Raw genomic sequence first — 25,207 nt, forward strand, 5'->3', positions numbered from 1 at the left:
AGTCGATATCGCTGTTATTGGGTTTTGGCCGCACGGGCGGGAAAGTCGCTCCGCAGTTGCGCCATCAGTTCCTCGAGCCCGAGAGTCTGCTGGGGACGGTCTTCCCGCAGGTATTTGAGACTCACTGTCGAGGACTTCACTTCATCTTCTCCGAGCAGGCAGGCCACTGCTGCCCCGCTCTTGTCCGCCTTTTTCATCTGGCTCTTGAACGAGCCGCCGCCGCAGTGGGCCTGCACGCGCAGGCGCGGCAGGCCGCTGCGCAATTGCTCCGCCAGGTTGAGCGCCGCGGCCGCCAGACTCTGATCCGCGACTACGTATACGTCCACCTGCTGCGCGGTCGACACGGGCACCTGTTGGCGCTCCTGCAACAGAAGTACGAGCCGCTCCAGACCCATGGCAAAACCCACGGCGGGGGTCGGTTTGCCGCCCAGTTGCTCCACCAGGCCATCGTAACGACCGCCGGCACAGACGGTGCCCTGGGCACCCAGGGCTGTGGTGACCCATTCGAACACGGTCCGGTTGTAGTAATCCAGCCCCCGGACCAGCCGCGGATTCACCTCATAGGGAATGCCCGCACTGTCCAGAAGTTGCTTCAGGTCTTCGAAATGCTGGCGCGACTCTTCATCAAGGGAATCGAGAATGTTCGGTGCGTCCGCCAACAGTGCCTGGGTGGCGGGCACCTTGCTGTCCAGCACCCGCAGGGGATTGCTGTGCACCCGGCGCTGGCTGTCCGCGTCCAGGTCATCCATCGCCCCTTCCAGAAAGCGCACCAGGTTCTCGCGGTAGGCGGCCCGGGACTCTGGTGTGCCGAGCGAGTTGATCTGCAGGGTCACCACGTCGTCGATACCCAGTTCCCGCCACAGTCTGGCCGTGAGCAGAATCAGCTCCGCGTCGATGTCCGGGCCCGCCATCCCGAAGGCTTCCAGCCCCATCTGATGAAACTGCCGCAAGCGACCCTTCTGGGGCTTTTCGTAGCGGAACATGGGGCCGCCGTACCAGAGCTTCTGAACCTGATTGTACAGCAGGCCGTTCTGCTCGCAGGCGCGCACGCAACTGGCCGTGCCTTCGGGGCGCAGAGTGATGCTTTTTTTCTCCTCGCTCAAATCCGTGAAGGTGTACATCTCCTTCTCGACGATGTCGGTCACTTCACCGATGGAGCGCTTGAACAGTTCGGTGCTCTCCAGCAGGGGAAAACGGATCTCGCGATAGCCGTAGCGCTGGAATACACCCGCAGCCGTCACTTCCAGGTACTGCCAGACGGGGGTTTCCTCGGGTAGACAATCATTCATCCCCCGCAGGGACTGGATCTTGCTCAAAAGAATCTTCCTGGTCTGTTAATCGAATTATCGTGAGGCGGCGCGTGTTATTCGCTCTTGGCGATGAGGCGATCCAGCTCCTGCTGTTTCACCCGGGCTTTTTCCCGAATCGCCGCTTCGAACTCCTCGAGGACCTCCGTGCTGGCAATGCGCTTGTTGGTCTCGCCGTCCACAAAAATCATGCTGTTGGGGGTTCCGCCGGTGAGTCCGATGTCCGCCACCTTGGCCTCGCCCGGTCCGTTTACGATGCAGCCGATGACGGCCACATCCATGGGTGTGGTGATGTCGTCCAGGCGGTTTTCCAGTTCGTTCATGGTCTTGATCACGTCGAAGTTCTGACGGGAACAACTGGGGCAGGCAATGAAGTTGATGCCCTTGCTGCGCAGCTTCAGGCTCTTGAGCATGTCCCAGGCGACCTTGACCTCTTCGACCGGGTCCGCCGCCAGGCTGATTCGAACCGTATCCCCAATGCCTTCCATCAGCAGCGCGCCGAGACCGATAGCCGATTTCACCGTGCCCGAGCGCAGTCCACCCGCTTCCGTAATTCCCAGATGCAGGGGTTGCTCGATTTCCCGGGCCAGTTGTCGATAGGCGGCCACGGCCATGAAAATGTCGGAGGCCTTCACGCTGACCTTGAAGTCCTGAAAATCGAGCCGGTCGAGAATATCCACGTGGCGCAGCGCCGATTCCACCAGGGCCTCCGGCGTGGGTTCGCCGTACTTGCGCTGCAGATCCCGTTCGAGAGAGCCCGCATTGACGCCGATGCGCAACGGGATGTTCTTGTCCCGGGCCTTGTCGATCACGGCGCGAATCTTTTCTTCCTTGCCGATATTGCCGGGGTTGATACGCAGGCAATCCACCCCCAGGTCCGCCACCCGCAGCGCGATCTTGTGATCAAAATGGATGTCCGCCACCAGCGGGATGTCGCACTGGCCGCGAATTTCACCGAACGCTTCCGCCGCCTCCATGCTGGGCACCGAGACGCGCACGATGTCAGCACCCGCATCCTGGATCCGCTTGATCTGGGCCACGGTGGCCGCTACATCCGTGGTCTCCGTGTTGGTCATGCTCTGCACGCTGATGGGCGCGCCGCCACCCACGGCCACATTTCCCACCATGATCTGGCGGGACTGGCGGCGCGTTATGGGCTGTTGATCATGCATACAAGATTTTCCAAACGGTTATCGCTGAACCAAACAGTTTTTGATGAACCAGGCTATTCGCCGACCTGAAACCGGGAAGTACGGGCGCCGCTGCGCACGGGTACCGGGAAGGGCTCGCCGTTGTAGAGCAAGCTTGCGGCCCGGGAATTACCCAGCATAACGGAAAATGGAGCCTGCCCTTCCAAATCCAGGGATTCGCCGGCCTCCGCCAGGTCCGCGTGCAGGACGCTGCCGTTCGCATCGCGAACCTCCACCCAGCAATCGTCGGAGAAAACAAACGAAAGTGTTCCCTCACTGGCCGCTGCAACCGGTGCTTCGGGTTCGGAAGACTCCTGCGGCTCGACTGTTTCGGGTGCCGGAGCGGGGCTGGGAGCGCTCCCGGTGGGTTGCTCAAAGTCCGGGGTCGCCTCGGCAGTGGACCGGCTGGGCGGCTCAGCGGGTTCCGCAACGGGAATTTCGGGCTCACCCGCTGACAGATCTTCCGCCGGCGATTTCGATCGCGTTGCTGGCTCAGGCGCCGACTCTGACTGTTCCAACTCCGTCGACTGTTCCAACTCTGGCTGGTTCGGTGCCTCGGTCACGGGGCCGCTATCGTCTTCGCCCCCCATGTTCGCAAAAATCAGCACCAACACCAGCACAACCAAAGCAACAAGCGCGGCGGGAATCAGCCAGCGGGGTACGGGCATCGGCCGGCTTTCCCGCTGCTCGGTCTCAGCGCTGCTGGCTGTTTGTTGCTGGCGCCGCTGATAGAAGAGCGCGACCACCGGCTCCTCGTCCAGATTCAGAAGCTTGGCGTAGCGGCGCAGGTAGCCCTGGATGAACACGTCTGAGGGGAGCGTGTCGTATTCGTCGTTCTCAAGCGCCCTGAGCTTGGCTTGCGCCATATTCAGCTCGCGGGCCAGATCCGCGATCGGCGTACCGGCCTTCTCACGGGCCTCCTTGAGCAGCCGCCCCGGGCTGGCCAGGGGCGCCGTCACGTCTGCGGCGCCCTGCTGATCAGCGGTCGACTCATTCATCGGGTTGTCTTGAGAGTTGGGTTCATTCACCACGTCGATCACACTGCCATCGAGGTTAGCGGGAAAGTGACTGTTTGTACTGCAGGTATTCCTGCGAGTACGGATGGAGGTTTTTCAGGGCCAGGGCGTAACTGGCTTCCTGGTCCTTGTTGCCGAAGATGCGCTCCAAGCGAATGCCCAGCCACAGGGTGCGCGGGGAATGCCGCGTGTTCTGCCCGTACATGTCGATGTACTTCTTCGCTTCGGGATAGTTTTCCTGCTTGAAGTAGATGTCCGCAAGCTCGACCATGGCGCTGGTTCGCTTCGGGTCCAGCGCCAGCGCGTGGAGAAACACGGACTCAGCGCGCTCCACCTCACCCAGCTTGAGCGCTGTGCGGCCCTGATTTACGAGCGCAATGGGGCGGCGGTTGTAACTGAGGTTACTTGCAGCCCGTTCGAACTGCTCATAGGCATCCTCATATCGCCCCTTCTCGTAGAGGAAGGAGCCGTAATTGTTGCGCGCGCGGGAAAAATTCCGGTCCGAACGGATCGCCTTCCGAAAGTGCTTCTCCGCCAAGTCATCCATTGCCTCGAGCTGATACAGCAGAGCCATGCCATCGTGAGCGCCTGGGGAGCCACTGTCGATGTCCAGTGCCTTGTTGAAATTCAGGCGCGCTGAATCCCGATTGCCGGCCCGCAGGTAGCCCATACCCAGTTGTACGTAGGTTTCCAGGGCGCTGTCCAGATCCGCCTGGGCGGAGCCTTCCATGGTGGTTACGCAACCGCTGAGGCTGAAAATGAACAACAGGACGATCAGTTTTTTCATGGTGGTGAACTGGCTTGCTAGAGCTGACATTTTGTTCTGACTCCGTCGCCGGAGCTCGGGGCAATCAGCCTCTCGAGCGGGCGAGTATTGGTCCGGGGTTCCCGTTCTCCTCCGGGCCGCTAATTTGGACGCCAGCTTCCATGCTTTGTTTCTGTCCGGCTTCAGTGGCGCTGCGCTTTTGCAGGTAGCGCTGACTGCGGCGGGTTCTGTCGTTCACCTCGCCGGCCAACTGGCCACACGCGGCGGCAATGTCGTCACCCCGGGTGGTTCGCACCGTGGCGGTATAACCCTGCTTGATCAGGATATCCTGAAACTGCTTCAGGGCCGCCGGTTTGACTCGTTTGTAATCCGACAGAGAGAAGGGATTGAACGGAATCAGGTTGATCTTCACCGGAATGTCCCGCAGCAGCGCGGCCAGCTCGCGGGCGTGCTCGGGACGGTCGTTCACCCCGTCGATCAGAGTGTACTCGATGGTAATCTTGCGGTGATTGTCCGGCACATTCTCGATGTAGCGCTTGGCTGAGGCCAGCAACCGGGCAATCGGGTACTTTTTATTGATCGGCACGAGCTTGTTACGGAGCTCGTCGTTCGGCGCGTGCAGGGAGATGGCCAGGCACGCATCCGTGAATTCATTGAGCCGGTCCAATTGCGGCACCACGCCGGAGGTGCTCAAGGTCACCCGGCGCTTGGAAATACCATAGGCATTGTCGTCCATCATGACGTTCATGGCAGTGACGACATTATCGAAGTTGAGCAGGGGCTCGCCCATGCCCATCAATACCACATTGGTGACGCGGCGCTTGCGCTCACCGTCGAACTGGCCCAGCGAGCGGGCAGCCAGCCAGACCTGGGCAATGATTTCAGCCGCGGTCAGATCCCGCTGGAAACCCTGCTTGCCCGTCGCGCAAAAACTGCAGTCCAGGGAGCAGCCCACCTGGGAGGAAACGCACAAGGTGCCGCGCTCCCCATCCGGAATGAATACGCTTTCCACGGCGCTGCCGCCGGTGACCCGCAACAGGAACTTGCGCGTACCATCCTCCGAATCCCACTCGCGCTGGACTTCAGGCAGAGTGATCTCCGCCACCTCGCTCAGCTTGTCCCGCAGGGACTTGCTGATATTGGTCATAGCGGCAAAATCGATCACACCTGCCTGATGGATCCACTTCAACACCTGCGCCGCGCGAAAACGCTTCTCCCCGATGCCGAGGAAAAACTCTTCGAGCTGGCGCTGCGACATGCCCAGCAGGTTGGCACGTTCCCCGACCGGCGCTTCGCGGGCGATCAGGTCTGCCGTAATTTCGGGTGCTGTCGTCATGGTGTTACAACTTTATAAGTGGTGGCCTGCACCTATCTTAGCGTGAGCAGATCTCGTTGGCCTGGAAAAAGTAGGCAATCTCTCGCTCGGCGGAAGCCGCGCTGTCAGAGCCGTGAACTGCGTTCGCATCGATGGAGGAGGCGAAATCCGCGCGAATAGTGCCGGGGGCCGCTTCCTGAGGGTTGGTGGCGCCCATCAGCTCGCGGTTGAGGGCGATGGCGTTCTCGCCTTCCAGCACCTGGACAACCACGGGACCGGAAGTCATGAATGACACCAGATCCTTGAAGAAGGGGCGCTCCTTGTGCTCGGCGTAGAACCCTTCAGCCTGTTCCTGGCTCAGCTGCTGCATTTTGGCCGCGACGATGGTCAAGCCGGCATCCTCAAAACGAGTGTAGATCTTGCCGATAACATTCTTGGCAACAGCATCGGGTTTAATGATGGAGAGCGTGCGTTCTTTCGCCATTGAGAGACTCCGAATTACAGGGAATTGACAACTGCCCCGGCCGTCGCGGCCAAGCGGTTGATACAAAAGGGATTTTGAGCCGTCGCCAGTGGAAATTGCAAACCGATTCCGGATTTGCAGCGTCGGCCAGATAAAGCCCGCCGATTCTATAGACTTGGGCGGTCAGGGGCAACTTCGGATCCAGCGCCAGCAGAGCCAAAATGTCTGACTTTACAGAGACTTGCGTCCTGCTCGTCGCCGCCGGCTTATTGATGGGCCGCGCGGGCAATGTCCTGCACCCGGGCAACCATGGCCCGCAGACCATTGCCCCGGGTGGGGCTGAGGTGCCGCTCCAGGTCCAGTTGGCGAAAATAGCTTTCGATATCGAAGTCGAGAATCTCGGCGGGGCTGCGATCCTGATATGCCGCCATCACCACCGCCAGCAACCCCTGCACAATCACCGCATCGCTATCCACCTCAAAGTGCAGGCGCCCGTCCCCGGCCTTCTCCACCTCGATCCACACATTGCTCTGACAGCCCTTCACCAGCCGCTCGGGGGTATGCAGCGACTCATCCATCGCCGGCAGGGCCCTGCCCAGATCAATGATGTACTTGTAGCGATCCTCCCAATCATCAAAAAAGGACAGATCTTCAACAATGTCTTCGGGGCTCGGTAAACTCATTAAAAAAACAAACCTGCTTCCAGTTGAGCTTCTTCGCTCATCATCTCACGGGACCAGGGCGGGTCGAACACCAGCTCAACCTTCACCGCATCCACATTGGGCACCTTGCCCACCCGGTATTCCACATCCCCCACCAACACCGGCCCCATGCCGCAGCCCGGAGCCGTGAGCGTCATCGTCACCTGCACCTCGCGCCGATCCTGATCCACCTTCACCTCATAGACCAGACCCAGCGAAACAATACTGATGGGAATCTCCGGATCGTAAATCGTATCCAGCGCCTGCCAGACCTGATCCTCCTCGATCCGGCCCTCCCCGCTGTCGGCAAACTCCAACCGTTCCGGCTCCTGGCCAATGGCATCCGCGTCCGTACCGTCGATACGCAACATATTGCCCTGCCACGTCACCGTATAATTGCCACCCAGGGCCTGATTCACCCGAATAAACTGCCCCGCCGGAATCACCACAGGCTCACCCGAAGGCACCCGGCGCGCGGGACACTCCCGCTGTGTGACCACCATACTCTGCTGCATAAACAATCTCGTAAATGTCGGCCTGCCGACCGCCTGTTGGGTTACGCTTCGCTAACCCAACCTACTTTGGTTCACCGGGCTGGCTTGCAGGGCTCAAACGACGCTGAAGCTCTCACCACAGCCGCACTCCGCGACTACATTCGGGTTCTTGAACTTCACCACCCGATTCACCCCTTCCACCACCAGATCGATCTCCGTACCGCGCAAGATATCGACGGCCTTGGGATCAATGGCAAGCTTCACCTGCTCGCTGGCCTCAACCAACTCATCGCCCTCAGCAGGCGCATCCACCATATCCAGCACATAGGAATACCCCGAACACCCGCTCGGCGCCGTACTCAAACGCAGCAGTTTATAGCGGCCATCCGCAGCCAACTTGCTCTCGAAATGACGCAACGCCGCCTCGCTGATGGACACAGCGGCCGCGCCTGGATCAAATGTCGCTACTGTCATCCTTCCTCCTCGTCGTAAACAATTCACGACCAAGTTAATGTGTTTTGCCGCCTTACAGCCGGCACTGTGCTCGCCGCAGGATTCCGGTCCTTGTGGCCGGGACCTTGACGAACAGGGACGCCCGGGAGTGAGCGTTCTTAATCCGTTCGAGAGCGGCGCTGGCTGTTTCGAAAACGCAGTGAATACATCCATGTAGCTCCCTCGCGTCATCCCTGACGCCAGGGTTTCGAAACAGCCAGCCCCACTCTCAAACTCGCATCGTGCGATACTCTAGCCAGTCGCCTCGAAACCAACTTCGCCTTACAAGTGGCATCACGCTCTCTGCAGGGTTCCGGTCCTTGTGGCCGGGACCTTGACGGACAGGATGTCCGTGAAGAGCCCCATGGATGGGTTCATGCGTGTCCCGGCCGCAAGGACCGGAATCCTGCCTGGCACCCAACCAACACCAGCACCCAACCAGAACGCCGAACCAACACCGCAAACACCTAAGCCAACAGAACCTAAGCCAGCAAAGTCTTCACTTTCCGCAACCCCGCAAACAACGCATCCACCTCTTCCAAGGTGTTATACAAAGCAAACGAAGCCCGCGCCGTCCCCGGCACTGCCAGGCGGCCCATCAGCGGCTCGGCGCAATGATGCCCCGTGCGAATCGCAATACCCTGGCGATCGAGCAGAAACCCAACATCCGCCGGGTGCCCCTCCGCCATCACAAAACTCAAAACCGCAATCTTCTCCCGGGCGTTCCCCACAATGCGCAAGCCATCCAGCGCCTCCGCCTGCTCCGTCGCACTGCGAATCAACGCCCGCTCATGAGCGAACACAGCATCCAGATCCAGCGCACTGAACCACTCAATCGCCCTGCCCATACCAATGGCATCAGCAATATTCGGCGTACCGGCCTCAAAACGCCCCGGCAACTCCGCCCAAGTGGACTCCTGATAACTGACCGACGCAATCATCTCCCCGCCCGTTTGCCAGATCGGCCAGCGGGCCAAAACCTCTTCCCGCCCCCAGAGCACACCCACACCCGTGGGACCAAACAACTTGTGGCCCGAGAACGCATAAAAATCGCAGTCCAGCGCCTGAACATCCACACGCTCGTGAGCGATACCCTGGGCACCGTCGATCAGCACCAGAGCGTCAACCGCCCGCGCCTTGCGGCACAGGTCCTGAATCGGATTGATCGTCCCCAATGCGTTCGACACATGGGGCAGCGCCACGATGCGGGTGCGCTCGCTCAGCAAAGTCTCCCAGGCGTGAAGTTCAAGTTCGCCCAGCTCGTTGATCGGCGCAACCACCAGCATGGCCCCGGAGCGTTTGCAGGCCTGCTGCCAGGTCACCAGATTCGCGTGGTGCTCCATCTCCGTGACCAGCACCTCGTCGCCCGGCTCCAGCAACTCCGCCGCACCGTGAGCCACGATATTGATGGACTCCGTGGTGCCACTGGTCCAGACCACCTCCCGTCGGGTATTGGCATTGATGAACGTGGCCACCGTATCCCGCGCCGCTTCGTAACGCTGGGTTGCCTCGTCCGCGAGCCGGTGCGCGCCGCGGTGCACATTGGAATTACAGGTGTAATAGAAGTCGCTGATGGCCTCCACAACACAGCGCGGCTTCTGAGTGGTGGCCGCGTTGTCCAGATAAACCAGCGGCTTGCCGTCGATTTCCCGGGACAGAATCGGAAACTCGGCGCGGATTGCCTGCACATCGAATGCTGGCTTGATGTTTGTCTCAGCCTTCACAGTGCTCTATTCCACCTTCATCTTTGCAAAACGCTCGCGCAATTGCGGACGCAGCCATTCAGCCAGCGCCCGGTTCGGCATCTCTTCAACCAGTTCGTTGATAAAGCCGAAGTTGAGCATGACCTGGGCCTGCTTGCGCTCAATGCCGCGGCTCTGCATGTAGTACAAAGCCCGCTTGTCGATTTCCGCCACCGTGGCCCCGTGAGCACAGCGCACGTCGTCCGCATAAATTTCCAGCTCCGGCTTGGTGTTGACCGTCGCCTTGTCCGAGAGCAGCAGGTTGCGGTTGTTCAGCTCGGCGACCGTCTTCTGCGCGTAGCGATGAATGTGAATCCGGCCGTTGAATACCGCGCGGGCCCGGTCGCCAACAATGCCGCGGACCTTTTCTTCCGTGGTTCCGTGGGGCACCGAATGCTCCACCGTGCTGTGAAGATCGAACAGCTCATCGCCATCGAGCAGGTAAATCGCGTTTAATTTGGCAAAAGCATGTTCACCCGCGTGATTGATGTCCGTGTCCAGGCGGGAAAGACTGCTGCCAAAACCCACCACAGTGCTATTCAATTCGCTGCGTTCCTGCAGACTGAAGTGGCTGCCGCCCACACTCATGGCGCTGCCGGTCTGGAGGGCGAAGCGATAGTGTTCCAGCTTTGCGCCCGCTTCGAGCAGGTATTCCGCCACGCTGGTATTGAAGCTCTGCGCATTGCCCGCAAGCTGCTCCACCACGGTCGCCGAGGAACCCTCGCCCAGCCGCACCAGGATGCGCAGGTGGGCATCCGCCCCCTCGCTGAGCTGGTGAACAATGCGCAAGGGTTTTTCGATCTTCGCCCCGGCAGCCACTTCGATCAGCAAACCGTCACGGGCCAGAACGTCGTTCACCAATCCGAAGATGTGATGCCTGGGTTTGATCCGGCCAAAGAGCTGGCGCGCTTCGTCCTGGGCGGCCCCGTTAAGCTCCTGCAGGTCCACGACCCGAAGCCCCTCGGGCAAGTCGCTGCTGGTGTCCGCCACCAGGCGACCGTCGGCAAAGATCAGATCGATGCTGTCCAGGTCCGGCACGGCCTCCACCGAAACCGCCGTTGTCGCCGCCTCGGAAGACAGCTCCGCGCGCTCCAAAGCCGCCAATGGCGTATAGCGCCAGGCCTCGGTTTTTCGCGAAGGCCATTGGGTCTGCCGCAGCAAGGCAAGGGACTCCTGGCGCAGAGGGCTCAGCCAGTCCTGCACCTGCTCGGCGCGGGCGAGTGCCGTATCCAGCCACTGACTCATGCGCGGTGCTCCTCGGCCTCGTCTTCGGGCGTCTTGCGTTCCGCGAGCCAGGCGTAGCCCTGGGCTTCCAGTTCGTGCGCCAGGGAGGCGTCGCCACTGCGGACGATCTGCCCTTCCGAGAGCACGTGCACATAGTCCGGCTTGATAAAGTCCAGCAGGCGCTGGTAGTGGGTCACCACGATGAAACTGCGCTCAGGAGAACGCTGGCTGTTTACTCCGTCCGCCACGATTTTCAGCGCATCGATGTCCAGGCCCGAGTCCGTCTCGTCGAGAATGCACAGGGCCGGTTTGAGAAGCAGCATCTGCAGAATCTCGTTGCGCTTCTTCTCACCGCCGGAAAAGCCTTCATTAACGCCGCGTTTCAGAAACTCCACCGGCAGATTGACCTTCTTACAGGCCTCCCGCGCCATCTTCAGAAACTCCGCGGAGGTCAGGGGCTCCTGCCCGGTGGCATTGTGCTTCGCGTCCACCGCTGCCTTGAGAAACTCCAGGTTGCTGACTCCGGGAATCTCCACCGGATACTGGAAGGCCAGAAACAACCCGGCATGAGCCCGCTCTTCGGGCTCCATGTCCAACAGGTTCTTGCCATCGAGGGTCACCGAACCACTTTCCACCGCGTAGCCGTCGCGACCGGACAGCACGTAGCCCATGGTGCTTTTGCCGGAGCCGTTGGGCCCCATGATGGCGTGAACCTCGCCGGGCTTCACCTGAAGATTCAGGCCCTTGAGAATGGTATTACCTTCGACGCCGGCGACCAGATTTTCAATGGACAACATAGGAAACCTTATTTCAATTGATTCCGGGGAAGATTCGGCAGGCCTTAGCCCACTGAACCTTCGAGACTGATTTCGAGCAGTTTGCCGGCTTCCACCGCAAACTCCATGGGCAGCTCCTTGAACACCTGCTTGCAGAAGCCGTTGACGATCATGGACACGGCTTTTTCCGTGTCGATGCCGCGCTGGCGACAGAGGAAGAGCTGGTCATCGCTGACCTTGGACGTGGTGGCTTCGTGCTCCACCACGGCGCTGGGATTGCGGCTCTCCACATAGGGGAAGGTGTGGGCGCCGCACTGATCGCCGATCAGCAGCGAATCGCACTGGGTATAATTGCGCGCGCCGGACGCACCCGGATTCATGCGCACCAGTCCGCGGTAGGCATTGTTGCTGCGGCCGGCGGAGATACCCTTGGAGATGATGGTGGAGCGGGTGTTCTTGCCGATGTGAATCATCTTCGTGCCCGTGTCCGCCTGCTGCTTGCCGCGGGTCAACGCAACGGAATAGAACTCACCGATGCTGTTGTCGCCGCGCAGGATGCAACTGGGATATTTCCAGGTAATGGCGGAACCGGTCTCCACCTGGGTCCAGGAAATCTTTGCGTTGCGGTGGCACTCGCCCCGCTTGGTCACAAAGTTATAAATGCCGCCGCGGCCTTCTTCGTCGCCGGGATACCAGTTCTGTACGGTGGAGTACTTGATCTCGGCATCATCCAGGGCCACCAACTCCACCACGGCGGCGTGCAACTGGTTCTCGTCGCGCTGGGGCGCCGTGCAGCCTTCCAGGTAGCTCACGTGGCTGCCTTCGTCGGCGATGATAAGGGTGCGCTCGAACTGGCCGGTGTTCTGCTCGTTGATGCGGAAGTAGGTGGACAGCTCCATGGGGCAGCGGGTGCCCTTGGGGATGTACACGAAGGAACCGTCCGTAAAAACGGCGCTGTTCAAAGCCGCGTAAAAATTGTCCCGCTGGGGAACCACGCTGCCGAGGTACTTCTGTACCAAGTCGGGATACTTCTGAATCGCTTCGGAAATGGGACAGAAAATCACCCCTGCTTCCGCCAGCTTCTCCCGAAACGTGGTCACCACGGAGACGGAGTCAAACACGGCGTCGACCGCAACCCCGGCGAGCATCTGCTGCTCCGCCAGAGGAATGCCGAGCTTTTCGTAGGTCCGCAGCAGTTCCGGGTCCACCTCGTCGAGGGATTTGGGCTTGTCCTTCATGGACTTGGGGGCGGAGTGGTAGGAGATCGCCTGAAAGTCGATGGGCGGGTAATCCACGTGGGCCCACTTGGGCTCTTCCATCTGCTGCCAGATGCGGAAAGCCTTGAGTCGCCACTCCAGCATCCATTCCGGTTCCTGCTTAATGGCGGAAATGCGGCGAATCACATCCTCGTCGAGTCCGGGTGCGAAGGTTTCCGACTCGACGTTGGAAATGAAGCCCGCCTCGTATTCGCGCTTGAGTGCCTTGTCCAGTTGTTCAGTCATACTGCTGCAAACTTCCTCAGCTGCTCACTCATTCAAGCAGCTTTCAATTGAAATACGGTGGTGCGGATGGACTGGATAGCCCGTTCAACATCGTCCCGGGTGGTGAACCGCCCCAGGGAAATGCGCAGGGAGCTGAGTGCGTCCTCGGCCTTCACCCCCATGGCTTTCAGCACATAAGAGGGCTCCATGCTCGCCGAGGTGCAGGCGGAGCCGGTGGAAACGGCTATGTCCCGCAAGGACAGCAACAGCGTCTCGCCGTCGATTCCCGAAAAGCACACGTTCAGATGATTCGGGCTCACCCGGTCCGCGCTGCCATTGCGAATGACGCCCGGCAGATCTCCAATGCCGGCCCAGAGCGCGTCGCGCAGCCCGGCTATTCGGCTGGACTCCTCCAGGCGGTTCTCCGCGGCCAGCTTTGCTGCCTCGCCCATGCCGACGATCTGGTGGGTGGGCAGCGTCCCGGAGCGCAGGCCGCGCTCGTGACCGCCACCATGAATGATGGGCGCCACTTCCCGCTGCACTGCGCGGCGCACATACAGTGCGCCCACGCCCTTGGGGCCATAAAATTTGTGTGCGGAAAGGCTGAGCAGGTCCACGTTCAGAGGCTCGACCGAAAGGTCCAGCTTGCCGGCGGACTGCGCCGCATCCACGTGGAAAAGCACGCCCGCCTCGCGGCAAAGCGCACCCAGTTCGGCAATGGGATTGATACTGCCCACTTCATTGTTCACGTGCATCAGGCTCACCAGCCGGGTATCCGCCCGCAGCGCCTGCTGCAACTTCTCCGGGCTGATCACGCCGTCACGGTCCGGCTCAAGCCAGGTGACATCCACGCCGCGGGTCTCCAGCCACCGGGCCGGATCAATCACCGCCTTATGCTCGATAGCCGACGTAATCAGGTGACCCGGCTTTCCTCGTTCAAGGAGATATTTTTCGAACACGCCTTTCAGAGCCAGGTTGTTGGACTCGGTGGCACCACTGGTCCAGACCACTTCCCGCGGATCGCAAACCAGCAGATCCGCCACCTGCCGGCGGGCGAATTCAACTTTTTCCTCTGCCTGCCAGCCATAAATGTGCGAGCGTGAGGCGGGGTTGGCAAAGATGCCGTCCATGGTCAGGCAGGCTGTCATGGCCTCTGCAACCTGCGGGTCCACCGGAGTGGTAGCGGCGTAATCCAAATAAATAGGCTTCATCATGGCGGCGTATTATATGAGCTGCAGATTTTGCTCTCTATCCCGGGCTTCCAGGGACTCCTGACGTTCGCAAACCGAACGCACTTCCTGACGCGCAACCAGGCTTGCCAGACTGATATCGCTGAGGAACTGGTGAATCTGCGCGCTCAGATCACACCACAGATGATGGGTCAGACAGACCTGGCCCTTCTGGCAGTTGCCGGCGCCGCCGCAATTGGTCGCGTCGATAGACTCGTTCACCGCGTCAATGATCTGCGCCACAAAAATCTCGTCCGCGCCCCGGCTCAGGCGATAACCGCCGCCCGGCCCGCGCACACTGCTCACCAACTCGTTCTGTCGGAGCTTGGAAAACAGCTGCTCCAGATAGGAGAGGGAAATCTCCTGTCGCTTGGAAATATCCGCTAAACTAATGGGCCCCCGGTCGGCGTGCAGCGCCAGGTCCAGCATTGCGGTCACCGCATAGCGGCCCTTGGTGGTTAGTCGCATGACCACTCCTCTCTCGTGCCAATCGTGCGCATTCTCTTATAACCTAGCATTTTGGTCAAGTATTTAACCCAGTGTTTTACTCGGGTATCTTTTGGACAACGCCTCCCGCCATCTGTTGAATCCGCCGGCCGATCCGCGCCTCTGGCTCCTCTGTTAATTATTGTTATCCGCGGGTGCCCAGAATTTTTGCTTCGGTACAATCGAAGCGGCTGATGCCGAGCGCTGATGGGCTCCTGGCTGAACCCGGCCATACCGGACGCATAAAACTACAATTTGAGGTGCCGTATGCTGAAAGCTGTGTGTAATCTCCGCCCCCTGCTGCTACTGGCCGTTCTGACCGCCTGCAGCACCTGGACACTGGCGGGTGAGTACAACGCCGTGCTGAACATTGGCGACCCCATGCCCGAGTTTTCCCAACTGCCCACCGTATCGGGCGACGAAATTTCCTCCAGCGATATTGATGAGGACGTGGTCGTGCTCATATCGCTCTCCAACACCTGCCCCTTTTCCCGGGGCCTCGAGAAGGACCTGCTGAAACTGGTGAACGACAACGCGGACAAGCCCGTCAAAGTCGTCGGGATGAGCTTCAACATTAATCACCTGGATAAAATGCCGGCCATGCAGGAGCGCGCCAAGGAGCAGGGTTTCAACTTCACCTACCTGCGCGACGACAGCCAGGAGCTGGGCCGCGCCCTCGGCACCTCGGTCACGCCGGAGTTCTTTGTGTTCAACAAAGACCGTAAACTGATCTACATGGGCCTGCTGCATAATTCGCCGGCCATGGAGAACGGACCGAACGAGTCGGTCTATCTGCGCGGCGAACCCCAGGATTTTTACGTGCAGGACGCCATTGACCACGCCCTTGCAGGCACGGAAAACCAAATCAAAGTCCGCGAAACCAGTGCCTATGGCTGCACTGTGGAGTATGTGCAATGAAACAATTATCAACCCTGTTCACCACCGCCCTTCTGGTTGTATTCCTGAGCGCCTGCGGCCAGCAGACTGGCAGTGGCACTGACGCCGCCCCGGCGACCTCCGGGGGGCGCATCAAGCCGCTCAGCTTCCAGGAGTGGGGCCAGCAGTTGGAGAGTTATCAGCCAAAGGTTGTGGTGGTGGACCTCTGGGCCATGTGGTGCTCGCCGTGCATCGAGCGCTTCCCCAAGATGGTGGATATGCATGAGCAATATGCGTCGAAGGGCGTGGAGATTGTGGCGGTCAATCTGGACAATCGGGACGATAAGGATGCGTTGCAGCGGGCCGAGACATTTCTGGCCGAGATCGGCGCTAACTTCGACAACTACCACATGAATGAGAACCTCATCGAGGCTTTCGAGCATTTCGGGCTGATCGGCATCCCTGCAGTGGTCATTTACGACGGCGAAGGCCGCGAGCGCTACCGCCTGACGGGCACCAACCCCAACAAGCAGTTCACGGACAAGGATATCGAAGCAGCCATCAACGAACTGCTCGCGGAGCAGGATGCGGCTGCTTAGTTTTCGGGTTGGGTCGAGGGTAAGGAGCCACTAGCCCGTTTGGAACAGGCCCCTTACTTTCAAAATCGCGGTAAATACATCCCTGTAGCTCCCTCACGGCTTCCCTGCCGTGAGGGTTTTAAAAGTCAGGGGCCTATTCCAAACTCTCATCGGAGTACGCCGCGACTCCAGTTAACTCTAAGCACCTGAGACCATAAGAGATCCCAACGCAGATCGCGGTCGAAGCTTCTGCAATGGGAGTTTGGAGCAGGGGTGGGCCTTTCAAAACCTTCGCGGGAGGGACCCCGCGAAGGAGCTACAGGGAGGTATTCATGCGTTTTTGAAAGGCCGCCACCCCTGCTTCAAACGGATTCGTGGCACGAACACGGAAGTTTTCCTCTCTCCAGGATCGCGATGTTGGGTTACGGCCTGCGGCCTAACCCAACCTACGGGTTTGGGCTCATTTGGTCGGTGGTCGAAGTTTCTGCGAGGGGAGTTTGGAGCAGGGGTGGGTCTTTCAAAACCCTCGCGGGAGGGACCCCGCGAGGGAGCTACAGGGAGGTATTCATGCGTTTTTGAAAGGCACACCCCGGCTTCAAACGGATTCGTGGCACGAACACGGACAGTTACCTCTCTCCAGGATCGCGGTGTTGGGTTACGGCCTGCGGCCTAACCCAACCTACGGGTTTGGGCTCATTTGGTCGATGGTCGATGATTCTGCGGTGGGAGTTTGGAGCAGGGGTGGGGCTTTCAAAACCTTCGCGGGAGGGACCCCGCGAAGGAGCTACAGGGAGGTATTCATGCGTTTTTGAAAGGCCCACCCCTGCTTCAAACGGATTGGTGGCACAAAACGCGGAAAGTTATCTCTCTCCAGGATCGCGGTGTTGGGTTACGGCCTGCGGCCTAACCCAACCTACGAGTCTGAGTCCGGGCCTTTCTCGAGTTTCTTGATTTTGTTGTCCGTGTGGAAAATGTAGTTCTGGGTGGCCGTAAGAATGCCGCGCAGGATGCTCAGCTCCATCTGGTCGAGGCGGATGCGGTTGTAGAGGCGGCGCAGGCGGGTCATCGTCTGGCGGGGATTGTCCGGCTCAAGGAAGCCCAGGCGCTCCAGGGTTTGCTGGAGATGGTCATAATAGTGCTCCAGATCCTTCTGCTTCGCGGGCGGCATGTCCCAATCATTGAAATGGACCGGTTCCCCGCTCTCGCCGGCTAAAAAAGCCATCCGGATCTCGTAGCAGATCACCTGAACCGCCATACTGATATTCAGCGCACTGTAATCCGGGTTGGCGGGAATGTGCACGTGATAGTGACACTGCTGTAGCTCCTCGTTCGTCAGGCCCCGGTCCTCGCGACCGAACACAATCGCCACCTCATGCTCGGCCGATTCCGCCCGGCTGCGCTCGCCGCATTCGCGGGGCGTCAGCAGCGGCCAGGGGATGCGGCGCTCGCGGGCGCTCGTGCCCACCACCAGGCCGCAGTCCCCCACCGCCTCCGCCAGCGTTTCCACCACAACTATCTTGTCCAGCACATCCACCGCATTGGCTGCGCGCCAGACCGCTTTTGGGGATGGGTAATCCTTCGGCTCCACCAGATACAGCCGCGAGAGGCCCATGTTTTTCATGGCCCGGGCCGCCGCCCCCACGTTACCAGGGTGAGTAGTGTTGACCATGACGATGCGGATATCGTCGAAGGAAGGCTGAGTCATTGCGATGATTGGGTCCCGTGGGGCCCGCCGGACAGGAGCGGGCAAGCAAAGGGGCCGAAGTTTAGCAAAAGGCCGGGAGGCTGGTATACTGCGCGGCCCTCGAGGGGACCCTCCCCCATCCTGTCACGGTGTTGTCGGAAGCTTTCTTATGGAACCCATGCTCAATGTTGCCCTCAACGCCGCGCGCAAAGCGGCCCGGCTGGCGGAACAAGCCGCCGAACGGCTGGACAAGGTGGTCGTCGAAACCAAATCCCACAATGACTTCGTGACCCAGGCCGACCGCGCCGTAGAGAAGGAGATTATCTTCCATCTGCGCAAGGCCTATCCGGACCACAGCTTCCAGGGTGAAGAGTCCGGCCTGCACGAGGGCAGCAGTGAGTACGAGTGGCTGATCGACCCCATCGACGGCACCACCAACTTCATCCACGGCATGCCACATTTTGCGATCTCCATTGCCTGCCTGCACAAGGGCCGGATTGAACACGCGGTGATTGTGGACCCCATCAAGCGGGAAGAATTTACCGCCAGCCGCGGCAAAGGCGCCCAACTGAACGGGCGCCGCATCCGCGTCAGCCCCCGCCACAGTCTGGAAGGCGCCCTGATCGGCACGGGCATTCCCTTCAGCGGTTATCCGCTCCAGCACATGGAAGGTTATCTGAGCTGTCTGCGGGAGGTGGCGGAGCAGACCGCGGGGATTCGTCGTCCCGGGTCCGCCGCACTGGATCTGGCCTATGTGGCCGCGGGACGTTTCGACGGTTTCTGGGAAATTGGCCTTCAGCCCTGGGACATCGCCGCCGGCATTCTGCTGATCAAGGAAGCGGGTGGCCTGGTGTCGGATCTCAAAGGTGGCGAGAGCTACCTGGAGACCGGCAACATCACCGCCGGCAACCCCAAGGTCTTCAAGAGCCTGGTGCAAATCACCCAGAAGCATCTGGGCTACATCGGACGCTAAGCTCCTTCGCTGCTCAGCGACTCTTCTCAGTCGCTGAGCGCCTCTTCCCGGGCCAGCAGCCGGTTCAGGGTCTCCATCAGTTCAGTCACCAGTACCGGTTTGGTGAGGTAGGATTCGAAGCCCGCCTGCAAGCCGCGCTCGATGTCGTAGGGCATGGCGTTGGCGGAGAGGGCGATCACGGGGATCTGTGCGGTGGCCGGGTCCTTCTTCAACACTTTTAGCGCTTCGAAGCCGTCGATTCCCGGCAGGTTGATGTCCAGGATGATCAGATCCGGCTTTTCCGTGCGGGCGCGGTACAGGCCCCGGAAGGCCTCATTGGCGGTGTACAGCTTGATCTGGGGGAAGCGCTGGAGCATCTGCTCCATGAGCCGAACGTTGGAGGCATTGTCCTCGATGTAGAGGATCCGCCGCTCGCCTTCAAAATCGAGAGTGGGAGCCTGCCCCCGCTTTCGGTCCTGGTCCGATGACGAGTCGTCCGCGCTCCACTGCTCCACCCGTTTGAGGGTCACGCTGAAACAACTGCCCTCGCCCACCTCGCTGTGAAATTCCAGTTGCCCGCCCATCATTTCCATCAACTGCTGGGTAATGACCAGCCCGACGCCGCTCCCTTCCGTGTCACTCTGCTCCGCACCCAGCCGGTTGAAGGGTTCGAATACCGCCTCGTATTGGGACTCGGGGATTCCGTAGCCCGTGTCCTGGACCTGAATGGTGAGATGGTCCGGGTCCGGCGTCACAAAGCGCACCACCACCGAGCCCTCCGGGCGGTTGTACTTGATGGCGTTGCTGATCAGGTTCAGGCAGACCTGCTTGAGGCGCACGGCATCGGCATAGAGGTAGACGTTGTCCAGGCCCGCAGTGTCCACCCGCAGACTGATCTGCCACGAATCCGCCAGGGACTGCATCAACCCCCGGCATTCCTCGATGATGCGGCCCGGCAGAACCGGTTCGAGGGACAGGGTGAGCTTGCCCGATTCGATCTTGGCCAGGTCCAGCACGTCGTTGATCAGACGCAGCAGATGCTGGCCCGCCTTGCGAATCTCGCGAATGTTTTCCCGCTGGCTGTCGGTCAGGTCGTTCTCGAAATCAAAAAGCTGGGAGAAGCCCAGAATGGCGTTGAGCGGGGTACGCAGTTCGTGGCTCATGCTGGAAAGGAACTGGCTCTTGGCCTGGTTGGCTTTTTCCGCCGCTTCCTTGGCCTGCATAACACGCTCTTCGGCCTGTTTGAGCTCGGTGATATCCAGGTTCGTTCCCGAAAAGCTGACCGCATTGCCCTGCTCGTCGAAGATCGCCTGGCCCCGGGCGCGGATCCAGTAGAGCTGCCCACCGCCGCCGATGATCCGGTACTCCACGTCGAAGGGAGCCTGGTTGCGCAGGTGCCGCCGCCAGGCCAGGTCCACCCGGCGGCGATCCTGGGGAACGATGAGATCACGAAACTTCTTGAACTGCCCGAAGCCCTTCTGCAAATCCTCGTCCGAGACGGGAATGCCGATCTGTTCGAAGCAGCGCTTGGAATAAAAGAAGGTGTCTTCCTCGGCAGACCACTCCCAGATGCCGTCGTTGGACGCGTTGATGATGCGCATCTGGCGCGCTTCCCGCCGGCGGGTTTCGTCCTCTGCTTCCTTGAGGCCGGTGATGTCGAAGTTGATGCCGGAGAGGTAGACCACCCACCCGTTCTCGTCGCGCATGGAGTCGGCGAGACACTGGGACCAGCGATAACCGCCGTCCTTTGCCCGTACGCGAAAGGTCACATTGAGGGATTCGCCGGTTTTCAGGTGGTGGACGATGGCGTCCTGGGAATGAACACGATCGTCCGGGTGAATCAGTTCCGGCAGGCGCCGGGCGTCGTTGATGTAGTGAGCGTCGTCCTCACCGTAACCGAGTTGCTGCCAGAACTCACCGCTCCAGTCGAAGTGGTGAGTGCGCATATCCCATTCCCAGAAGCCGTAACCGCTGCTACTGTCGAAAATCCGCTGATGCCGGGCGACGATTGTTCGCAGTTCATCCGCACTGAGCGACTTCAAATCGTCTTCTGTTAGCCAGACGCGCTTTGCCATCCTGATTCATCCCTAAGCTGTTTCCCCCGGGCACGGCCTGCGTGACTCCCTCGTGGACCCCGGTCCTTCATACTTTTATTGTGTCGTGTATTCTCACCCAAAACTGCGCGGTCTGCCACCATCGCGACGATACCGCTGACAAACGGATCACGACGCAGCAGGATGTGGCCGGTCAGGAGTCGCTCATCACGGCGCCTGCACACGTTCCCGCAGCGTACCCGCCTCCTCCTGTGGAATCGCGACTCCACCCTTGCGCCGCTTTGGTCTAAAATCAATTGATGTATCGATTTATCGTGCTCCCCAGTCATTATTGCGCGTCAAGGTCACAGGCCCCTTCCCGACACTCCCCCGGAGACACGGACGAACCGCGGGTGACGATCGCAACCCCTCAATATCCCTCGCTGTTTGGTTTGTATGGATTACATTAAGAAATTGCTCTCGCGGCTGGCCATTCGCCGGCAAGTGGTTCTGTCGGCTCAATCCCGGGTAAGCCCGGAGCCCAAGGTGAATGAGACGGAAGTGGACCAGGCACAACTGCTGGCCGCCACCCTGAGCCATGAGTTGCGCACGCCCCTGAACGGGGTAGTGGGAATGCTCGACCTGCTGGGCTCCACGACGCTGGATTCCGAACAGCGCCAGTATCTGAGCGAGGCGCGGACCGCCAGCGACGAACTACTGCTCCTGATCGACGAAGTGCTGGACTTCGCCCAGCTCGATGCGGGCAAGGGGACGGTCCACTGCGAGCCTTATCGTCCCCGCGAGATTGTCGAAGGGATCGTTTCCCTGCTCGGCCGGCTCGCCCGGGAAAAAGGCCTGGAATTGAGCTTTCAGGTGGAGCAGGACGTTCCCCGACTCCTGCTCGGGGACGGCCGCCGCGTACGCCGGGTGCTGATCAATCTGGTGGGCAATGCCATCAAGTTCACCGATCGCGGCGGCGTTACCCTGCGTTTTGCAGCCGCGGACTATGGCCACGACAGCCCTGCACCGAAACTCATGATCTCGGTGGAAGATACAGGCATCGGAATTCCCGAAGAGTCGCGGCAGCGGATCTTCGAACCCTACGTCCAGGCGAATCGCCACAGCAACCGGAGTTTTGGCGGAAGCGGCCTGGGCCTGGCCATCTGCCGCCGCCTGGTGCAGAAGATGGACGGCGACATCGGCGTGCAGAGCGAAGTGGGCCTGGGCAGCCGTTTCTGGTTCACTCTGCCGCTCATCCCCGCGAGCGAGGAGGCCGATACAGGCGGTACCGTCCCCGGGCTTGAGAGCTCTCCCCCCACCAGTCCCGAAGGCCACATTCCCCAAGGCCACATTCCCCAAGGCGACATTCCCCAAGGCGAAAGTCCCGAACACCAGGAGCTGCGGAACGGAGCCAGCGACGCCGAGGGCGAGGTGACGCTCAACTCCCAGCCACCCACCCACATCCTTGTTGTGGACGACGACCAGAGCTCGCGGATGATCATGCGCGGGGTGCTGGAGCGGGATGGTTATCGCGTGTCCCAGGCGAGCGATGGGCAGGAGGCGCTGGACTATTGCCGCTCGTCCATGCCGGACCTCATTCTCATGGACGCCCTCATGCCGATCATGGACGGTTTCACCGCCTGTGAGAACATCCTGGCCCTGCGGGCGGACACCCATCCGACCATCCTGATGATTACCGCCCTGCAGGATGAAGGGACGCTGGAGCGGGCCTTCGCAGCCGGAGCAGCGGACTTCATCCACAAACCGATCAACATTACAGTCCTGCGTCAGCGGGTGTCACAGGTGCTGCGAGCCAGCGACGTGGACCGCCACATTCATCAACTGGCCCACTTCGACCATCTCACCGCGCTGCCCAACCGCATGCACTTCGTGGAGCGCGGCTCCAACCTGCTCGCCCATGCGGCGCGCCACGCCAAGGGCGCGGCCCTGCTGTTTCTGGATCTGGACCGGTTCAAGATCATCAATGAAACCCAGGGCCATGACCTGGGCGACCGCCTGCTGAAGAGCCTTGCCCAGCGCCTGAAGACCTGTGTGCGCGACACGGACCTGGTGGCGCGCCTCAGCGGCGACGAGTTCACCGTCATCCTCAGCGACATCCACCACAGTGCCGATGTGGCGGCCGTGGCCCGGAAGATTCTCGCGGCCATGCTGGAGCCCTTCGTAGTGGCCGAACAGCAGATCCACGTCTCCACCAGCATCGGTATCACCCTGTTCCCGGACAACGGGGAGAGCATCGCCGAACTCATGCGCCAGGCGGACGCCGCCATGTTCCGGGCCAAGGCCCGGGGCGGCAATTGCTTCGAGTTCTACCAGCGCGGCATGGAGCTGGAAATCACCCGTCAGGCGGAGCTGGAGTCGCAGATCCACCGCGCCCTGGAGCGCAACGAGTTCGAGCTCTACTATCAGCCCCAGGTGGAGCTGCAGAGCGGTCGGCTGTCCGGTCTGGAGGCCCTGATTCGCTGGCAGCACCCCCAGCGCGGTCTGGTCAATCCCCAGGAGTTCATTCCCATTGCGGAGAAAGCCGGGCTGATCGGCAAGATCGGCGACTGGGTCATTCGCGAAGGCTGCCGGCAACTGCGACGCTGGCTGGACGCGGAGCTGCGGCCGGTGCCGGTTGCGGTCAATGTCTCGGGCGGCGAACTGGCGGATTCCGTCCTGCTGGAGAAGGTGCGCGCGGCGCTCAAAGAGTTTCGCATTCCCGCCCACCTGCTGAAACTGGAAATCACCGAAGATACTCTCGCCAGCAGCTCCGAGCAGACCACCGGCTACCTGCACGCGCTGCGAAACCTGGGCATAACCCTCGCCATCGACGATTTCGGAACCGGTTATTCATCACTGAGCTATCTGAAGCTGTTCCCGGTGGACACCCTGAAGATCGATCGCAGCTTCGTGAAGGACATACCGGAAGACGCCAACAGCGCAGCCATCATCTCCGGCATCATCGCCCTCGGCCACAGCCTCAGGCTCACAGTGGTTGCGGAAGGGGTCGAAACGGCAGCGCAACGCCAGTTTCTGCGCCGCGAAGGCTGCGACATCATGCAGGGCTACCTGCTCAGCAAGCCGCTGCCCGTGAAGGAAGTGGAAAACTGGATGAGGGCCCGGCAGCCCCAGCCGCAATTCGGCTGAGCCCGCGAGCGAAGAAGGGAGTTGGCAGCGCGTTGCAAAAACTGATCAACGCGCTGCCACGGGCACCTGGCTTCAGGGGTTTTCGTCGAACTCCGCCCCTTCCTTGACCGGAATCATCAGGTCTTCCTTGTTCACCTTCATGGCCAGCAGGATGTTGGACACAACGAGGTTGGACGAGTAGGTACCCACGATAATCCCCACGATTAGCGCCAGCGCAAAGCCGCGAATCACGTCACCACCGAACAGATACAGGGCCACCAGCACCAGAATGGTGGTCAACGACGTGACGATGGTTCGGCCGAGGGTCTGGTTCAGCGACGTGTTCATCACGTCCACCGGATCGCTTTTGCGGATCTTGCGGAAGTTCTCCCGAATGCGGTCCGCCACCACGATGGTGTCGTTGATGGAGTAACCGATCACCGCCAGCAGGGCCGCGAATACGGTCAGATCCACCTCCAGGCCGGAGATGGCGAAGATTCCCGTCACGATCAACACGTCGTGGGCCAGAGCCGCGACTGCACTCACCGCGAACTTGTACTGGAAGCGAAGGGACACGTAGAGCATGACGATGGCCAGGGCCGTCAGAAGACCGATTACTGCATTCTCGGCCATTTCATCGCCCACCTGGGATCCGACGAAGGAAAGGTCTTTCAACTCCGCGTCCTGGCCGGTTGCGGTGCTAAGGGCCTGGACAAAGGACTGAGCCACCGGATCGTCCACGCTGCGGCGCAGCATGAAGGTCGTCCCCTCTTCACCTTGGTCCCGAACCTCGACCGGGCCGTAAACCTGGGGCGGGAACAGGCGGTCGGCCAGTTCACCAAGGTTATCGGCGCCGGCAATGGTCACCTGGCTTTGATAAGTGCCGCTGGTGTCCTGGGTCACCGATTGCACCGCAGCACCCGGAGCCGCTTCCGCCAGGACAGTGTTCAGCCGCGTAACGGCCAAATCCTCCAGCGAGTTCTGAAAGCGAATCATCACCTCCGACTCGGACCCGTAGTACACCACCACGGCGCCCGTGAAGCCCTGGGCATCGGTGGCCTGGCGGACCGTGTCGAGGGGAACACTGTCGGAGAAGGCCACCCGAACCTGGGTCCCCCCGGTGAAGTCCAGCCCCAGATTCAGCCCCTTGGCAAACAGGGCGATCACGGAGAGGACCAGCAAGACCGCCGACAGGATCGCGGCAGGCTTGCGAAAGCGCATAAAGTTAATGTTCAAAGTATCTAGCTTCTGGCTCATGTTCTTGACTCGGACTGAT

The 25,207-nt window shown here is 60.5% G+C and carries 22 protein-coding genes; 4 read left to right on the forward strand and 18 right to left on the reverse strand.

The features are described from left to right. Nucleotides 1-14 precede the first annotated feature (14 nt). The 15 genes from hisS to iscR all read right to left on the reverse strand — a co-directional run bounded on the left by hisS (nucleotide 15) and on the right by iscR (nucleotide 14,664). Complete coding sequence (gene hisS / locus ACURWW_RS14755; RefSeq protein ID WP_445617769.1) at nucleotides 15-1,316, reverse strand: histidine--tRNA ligase; 1,302 nt, start codon at nucleotides 1,314-1,316, stop codon at nucleotides 15-17. A gap of 47 nt (nucleotides 1,317-1,363) precedes the next feature. Then, entirely contained in the window at nucleotides 1,364-2,479 is a 1,116-nt protein-coding gene (ispG, locus tag ACURWW_RS14760; protein WP_445617770.1) for a flavodoxin-dependent (E)-4-hydroxy-3-methylbut-2-enyl-diphosphate synthase, read from the reverse strand. A 53-nt stretch (nucleotides 2,480-2,532) separates the two neighbouring features. Continuing rightward, the gene (locus tag ACURWW_RS14765; RefSeq protein ID WP_445617771.1) at nucleotides 2,533-3,495 is read right to left on the reverse strand and encodes a RodZ domain-containing protein; all 963 of its coding nucleotides are present in this window, start codon (nucleotides 3,493-3,495) and stop codon (nucleotides 2,533-2,535) included. Nucleotides 3,496-3,550: 55 nt separating this feature from the next. Further along, nucleotides 3,551-4,330: a type IV pilus biogenesis/stability protein PilW gene (gene pilW, locus ACURWW_RS14770; RefSeq protein WP_445617772.1), complete on the reverse strand. Its 780-nt coding sequence runs from the start codon at nucleotides 4,328-4,330 to the stop codon at nucleotides 3,551-3,553. A 34-nt stretch (nucleotides 4,331-4,364) separates the two neighbouring features. Continuing rightward, nucleotides 4,365-5,615 carry a 23S rRNA (adenine(2503)-C(2))-methyltransferase RlmN gene (rlmN, locus tag ACURWW_RS14775; RefSeq protein ID WP_445617773.1) on the reverse strand — a complete coding sequence of 417 codons (1,251 nt, stop codon included), beginning with the start codon at nucleotides 5,613-5,615 and terminating at the stop codon, nucleotides 4,365-4,367. A 37-nt stretch (nucleotides 5,616-5,652) separates the two neighbouring features. Then, nucleotides 5,653-6,078 (reverse strand): nucleoside-diphosphate kinase, encoded by a 426-nt coding sequence (gene ndk / locus ACURWW_RS14780; protein ID WP_445617774.1) that lies wholly within the window; start codon nucleotides 6,076-6,078, stop codon nucleotides 5,653-5,655. 245 nt (nucleotides 6,079-6,323) lie between these two features. Then, nucleotides 6,324-6,740: a SufE family protein gene (locus tag ACURWW_RS14785; RefSeq protein ID WP_445617775.1), complete on the reverse strand. Its 417-nt coding sequence runs from the start codon at nucleotides 6,738-6,740 to the stop codon at nucleotides 6,324-6,326. Beyond that, complete coding sequence (gene sufT, locus ACURWW_RS14790; protein WP_445617776.1) at nucleotides 6,740-7,273, reverse strand: putative Fe-S cluster assembly protein SufT; 534 nt, start codon at nucleotides 7,271-7,273, stop codon at nucleotides 6,740-6,742. The genes ACURWW_RS14785 and sufT overlap by 1 nt, the downstream gene beginning before the upstream one ends. A 93-nt stretch (nucleotides 7,274-7,366) precedes the next feature. After that, nucleotides 7,367-7,726 (reverse strand): HesB/IscA family protein, encoded by a 360-nt coding sequence (locus ACURWW_RS14795; protein ID WP_445617777.1) that lies wholly within the window; start codon nucleotides 7,724-7,726, stop codon nucleotides 7,367-7,369. A gap of 500 nt (nucleotides 7,727-8,226) precedes the next feature. Continuing rightward, a complete protein-coding gene (locus ACURWW_RS14800) occupies nucleotides 8,227-9,468 on the reverse strand; it encodes an aminotransferase class V-fold PLP-dependent enzyme (protein ID WP_445617778.1) in 1,242 nt (413 codons plus the stop codon). Between the two features lie 6 nt (nucleotides 9,469-9,474). Then, entirely contained in the window at nucleotides 9,475-10,731 is a 1,257-nt protein-coding gene (sufD, locus tag ACURWW_RS14805; RefSeq protein WP_445617779.1) for a Fe-S cluster assembly protein SufD, read from the reverse strand. Next, the gene (gene sufC, locus ACURWW_RS14810) at nucleotides 10,728-11,507 is read right to left on the reverse strand and encodes a Fe-S cluster assembly ATPase SufC (RefSeq protein WP_445617780.1); all 780 of its coding nucleotides are present in this window, start codon (nucleotides 11,505-11,507) and stop codon (nucleotides 10,728-10,730) included. The genes sufD and sufC overlap by 4 nt, the downstream gene beginning before the upstream one ends. 44 nt (nucleotides 11,508-11,551) lie before the next feature. Next, on the reverse strand, nucleotides 11,552-12,988 hold the full coding sequence (gene sufB, locus ACURWW_RS14815; RefSeq protein ID WP_445617781.1) for a Fe-S cluster assembly protein SufB: 1,437 nt from the start codon (nucleotides 12,986-12,988) through the stop codon (nucleotides 11,552-11,554). Between the two features lie 32 nt (nucleotides 12,989-13,020). Beyond that, nucleotides 13,021-14,181: a cysteine desulfurase family protein gene (locus ACURWW_RS14820; protein WP_445617782.1), complete on the reverse strand. Its 1,161-nt coding sequence runs from the start codon at nucleotides 14,179-14,181 to the stop codon at nucleotides 13,021-13,023. A gap of 9 nt (nucleotides 14,182-14,190) precedes the next feature. Then, nucleotides 14,191-14,664: a Fe-S cluster assembly transcriptional regulator IscR gene (gene iscR / locus ACURWW_RS14825; RefSeq protein WP_445617783.1), complete on the reverse strand. Its 474-nt coding sequence runs from the start codon at nucleotides 14,662-14,664 to the stop codon at nucleotides 14,191-14,193. A 285-nt stretch (nucleotides 14,665-14,949) separates the two neighbouring features. On the opposite strand from iscR, the gene ACURWW_RS14830 reads away from it, so the two are divergent. Both ACURWW_RS14830 and ACURWW_RS14835 read left to right on the forward strand, forming a co-directional pair. Next, entirely contained in the window at nucleotides 14,950-15,600 is a 651-nt protein-coding gene (locus ACURWW_RS14830) for a redoxin family protein (RefSeq protein WP_445617784.1), read from the forward strand. After that, nucleotides 15,597-16,157, forward strand: coding sequence for a TlpA family protein disulfide reductase (locus ACURWW_RS14835; RefSeq protein WP_445617785.1), 561 nt, complete (start codon nucleotides 15,597-15,599; stop codon nucleotides 16,155-16,157). Before ACURWW_RS14830 ends, ACURWW_RS14835 begins: the two co-directional genes overlap by 4 nt. Nucleotides 16,158-17,049: 892 nt before the next feature. On the opposite strand, the gene trmJ is transcribed toward ACURWW_RS14835, so the two are convergent. Continuing rightward, nucleotides 17,050-17,841: a tRNA (cytosine(32)/uridine(32)-2'-O)-methyltransferase TrmJ gene (gene trmJ, locus ACURWW_RS14840; RefSeq protein WP_445617786.1), complete on the reverse strand. Its 792-nt coding sequence runs from the start codon at nucleotides 17,839-17,841 to the stop codon at nucleotides 17,050-17,052. Nucleotides 17,842-17,989: 148 nt separating this feature from the next. Between trmJ and ACURWW_RS14845 the strand changes: the two genes are divergently transcribed. Next, nucleotides 17,990-18,793, forward strand: coding sequence for an inositol monophosphatase family protein (locus ACURWW_RS14845; RefSeq protein ID WP_445617787.1), 804 nt, complete (start codon nucleotides 17,990-17,992; stop codon nucleotides 18,791-18,793). A gap of 26 nt (nucleotides 18,794-18,819) precedes the next feature. Here the strand turns inward: ACURWW_RS14845 and ACURWW_RS14850 are convergent, their stop codons facing one another. Beyond that, nucleotides 18,820-20,847 (reverse strand): PAS domain-containing hybrid sensor histidine kinase/response regulator, encoded by a 2,028-nt coding sequence (locus ACURWW_RS14850; RefSeq protein WP_445617788.1) that lies wholly within the window; start codon nucleotides 20,845-20,847, stop codon nucleotides 18,820-18,822. Between the two features lie 414 nt (nucleotides 20,848-21,261). Between ACURWW_RS14850 and ACURWW_RS14855 the strand changes: the two genes are divergently transcribed. Beyond that, nucleotides 21,262-23,952 (forward strand): EAL domain-containing protein, encoded by a 2,691-nt coding sequence (locus ACURWW_RS14855; protein WP_445617789.1) that lies wholly within the window; start codon nucleotides 21,262-21,264, stop codon nucleotides 23,950-23,952. A gap of 72 nt (nucleotides 23,953-24,024) precedes the next feature. On the opposite strand, the gene secF is transcribed toward ACURWW_RS14855, so the two are convergent. Continuing rightward, entirely contained in the window at nucleotides 24,025-25,188 is a 1,164-nt protein-coding gene (gene secF, locus ACURWW_RS14860; RefSeq protein ID WP_458618507.1) for a protein translocase subunit SecF, read from the reverse strand. Nucleotides 25,189-25,207 lie beyond the last annotated feature (19 nt).

Source organism: Gilvimarinus sp. F26214L, from assembly GCF_054401055.1.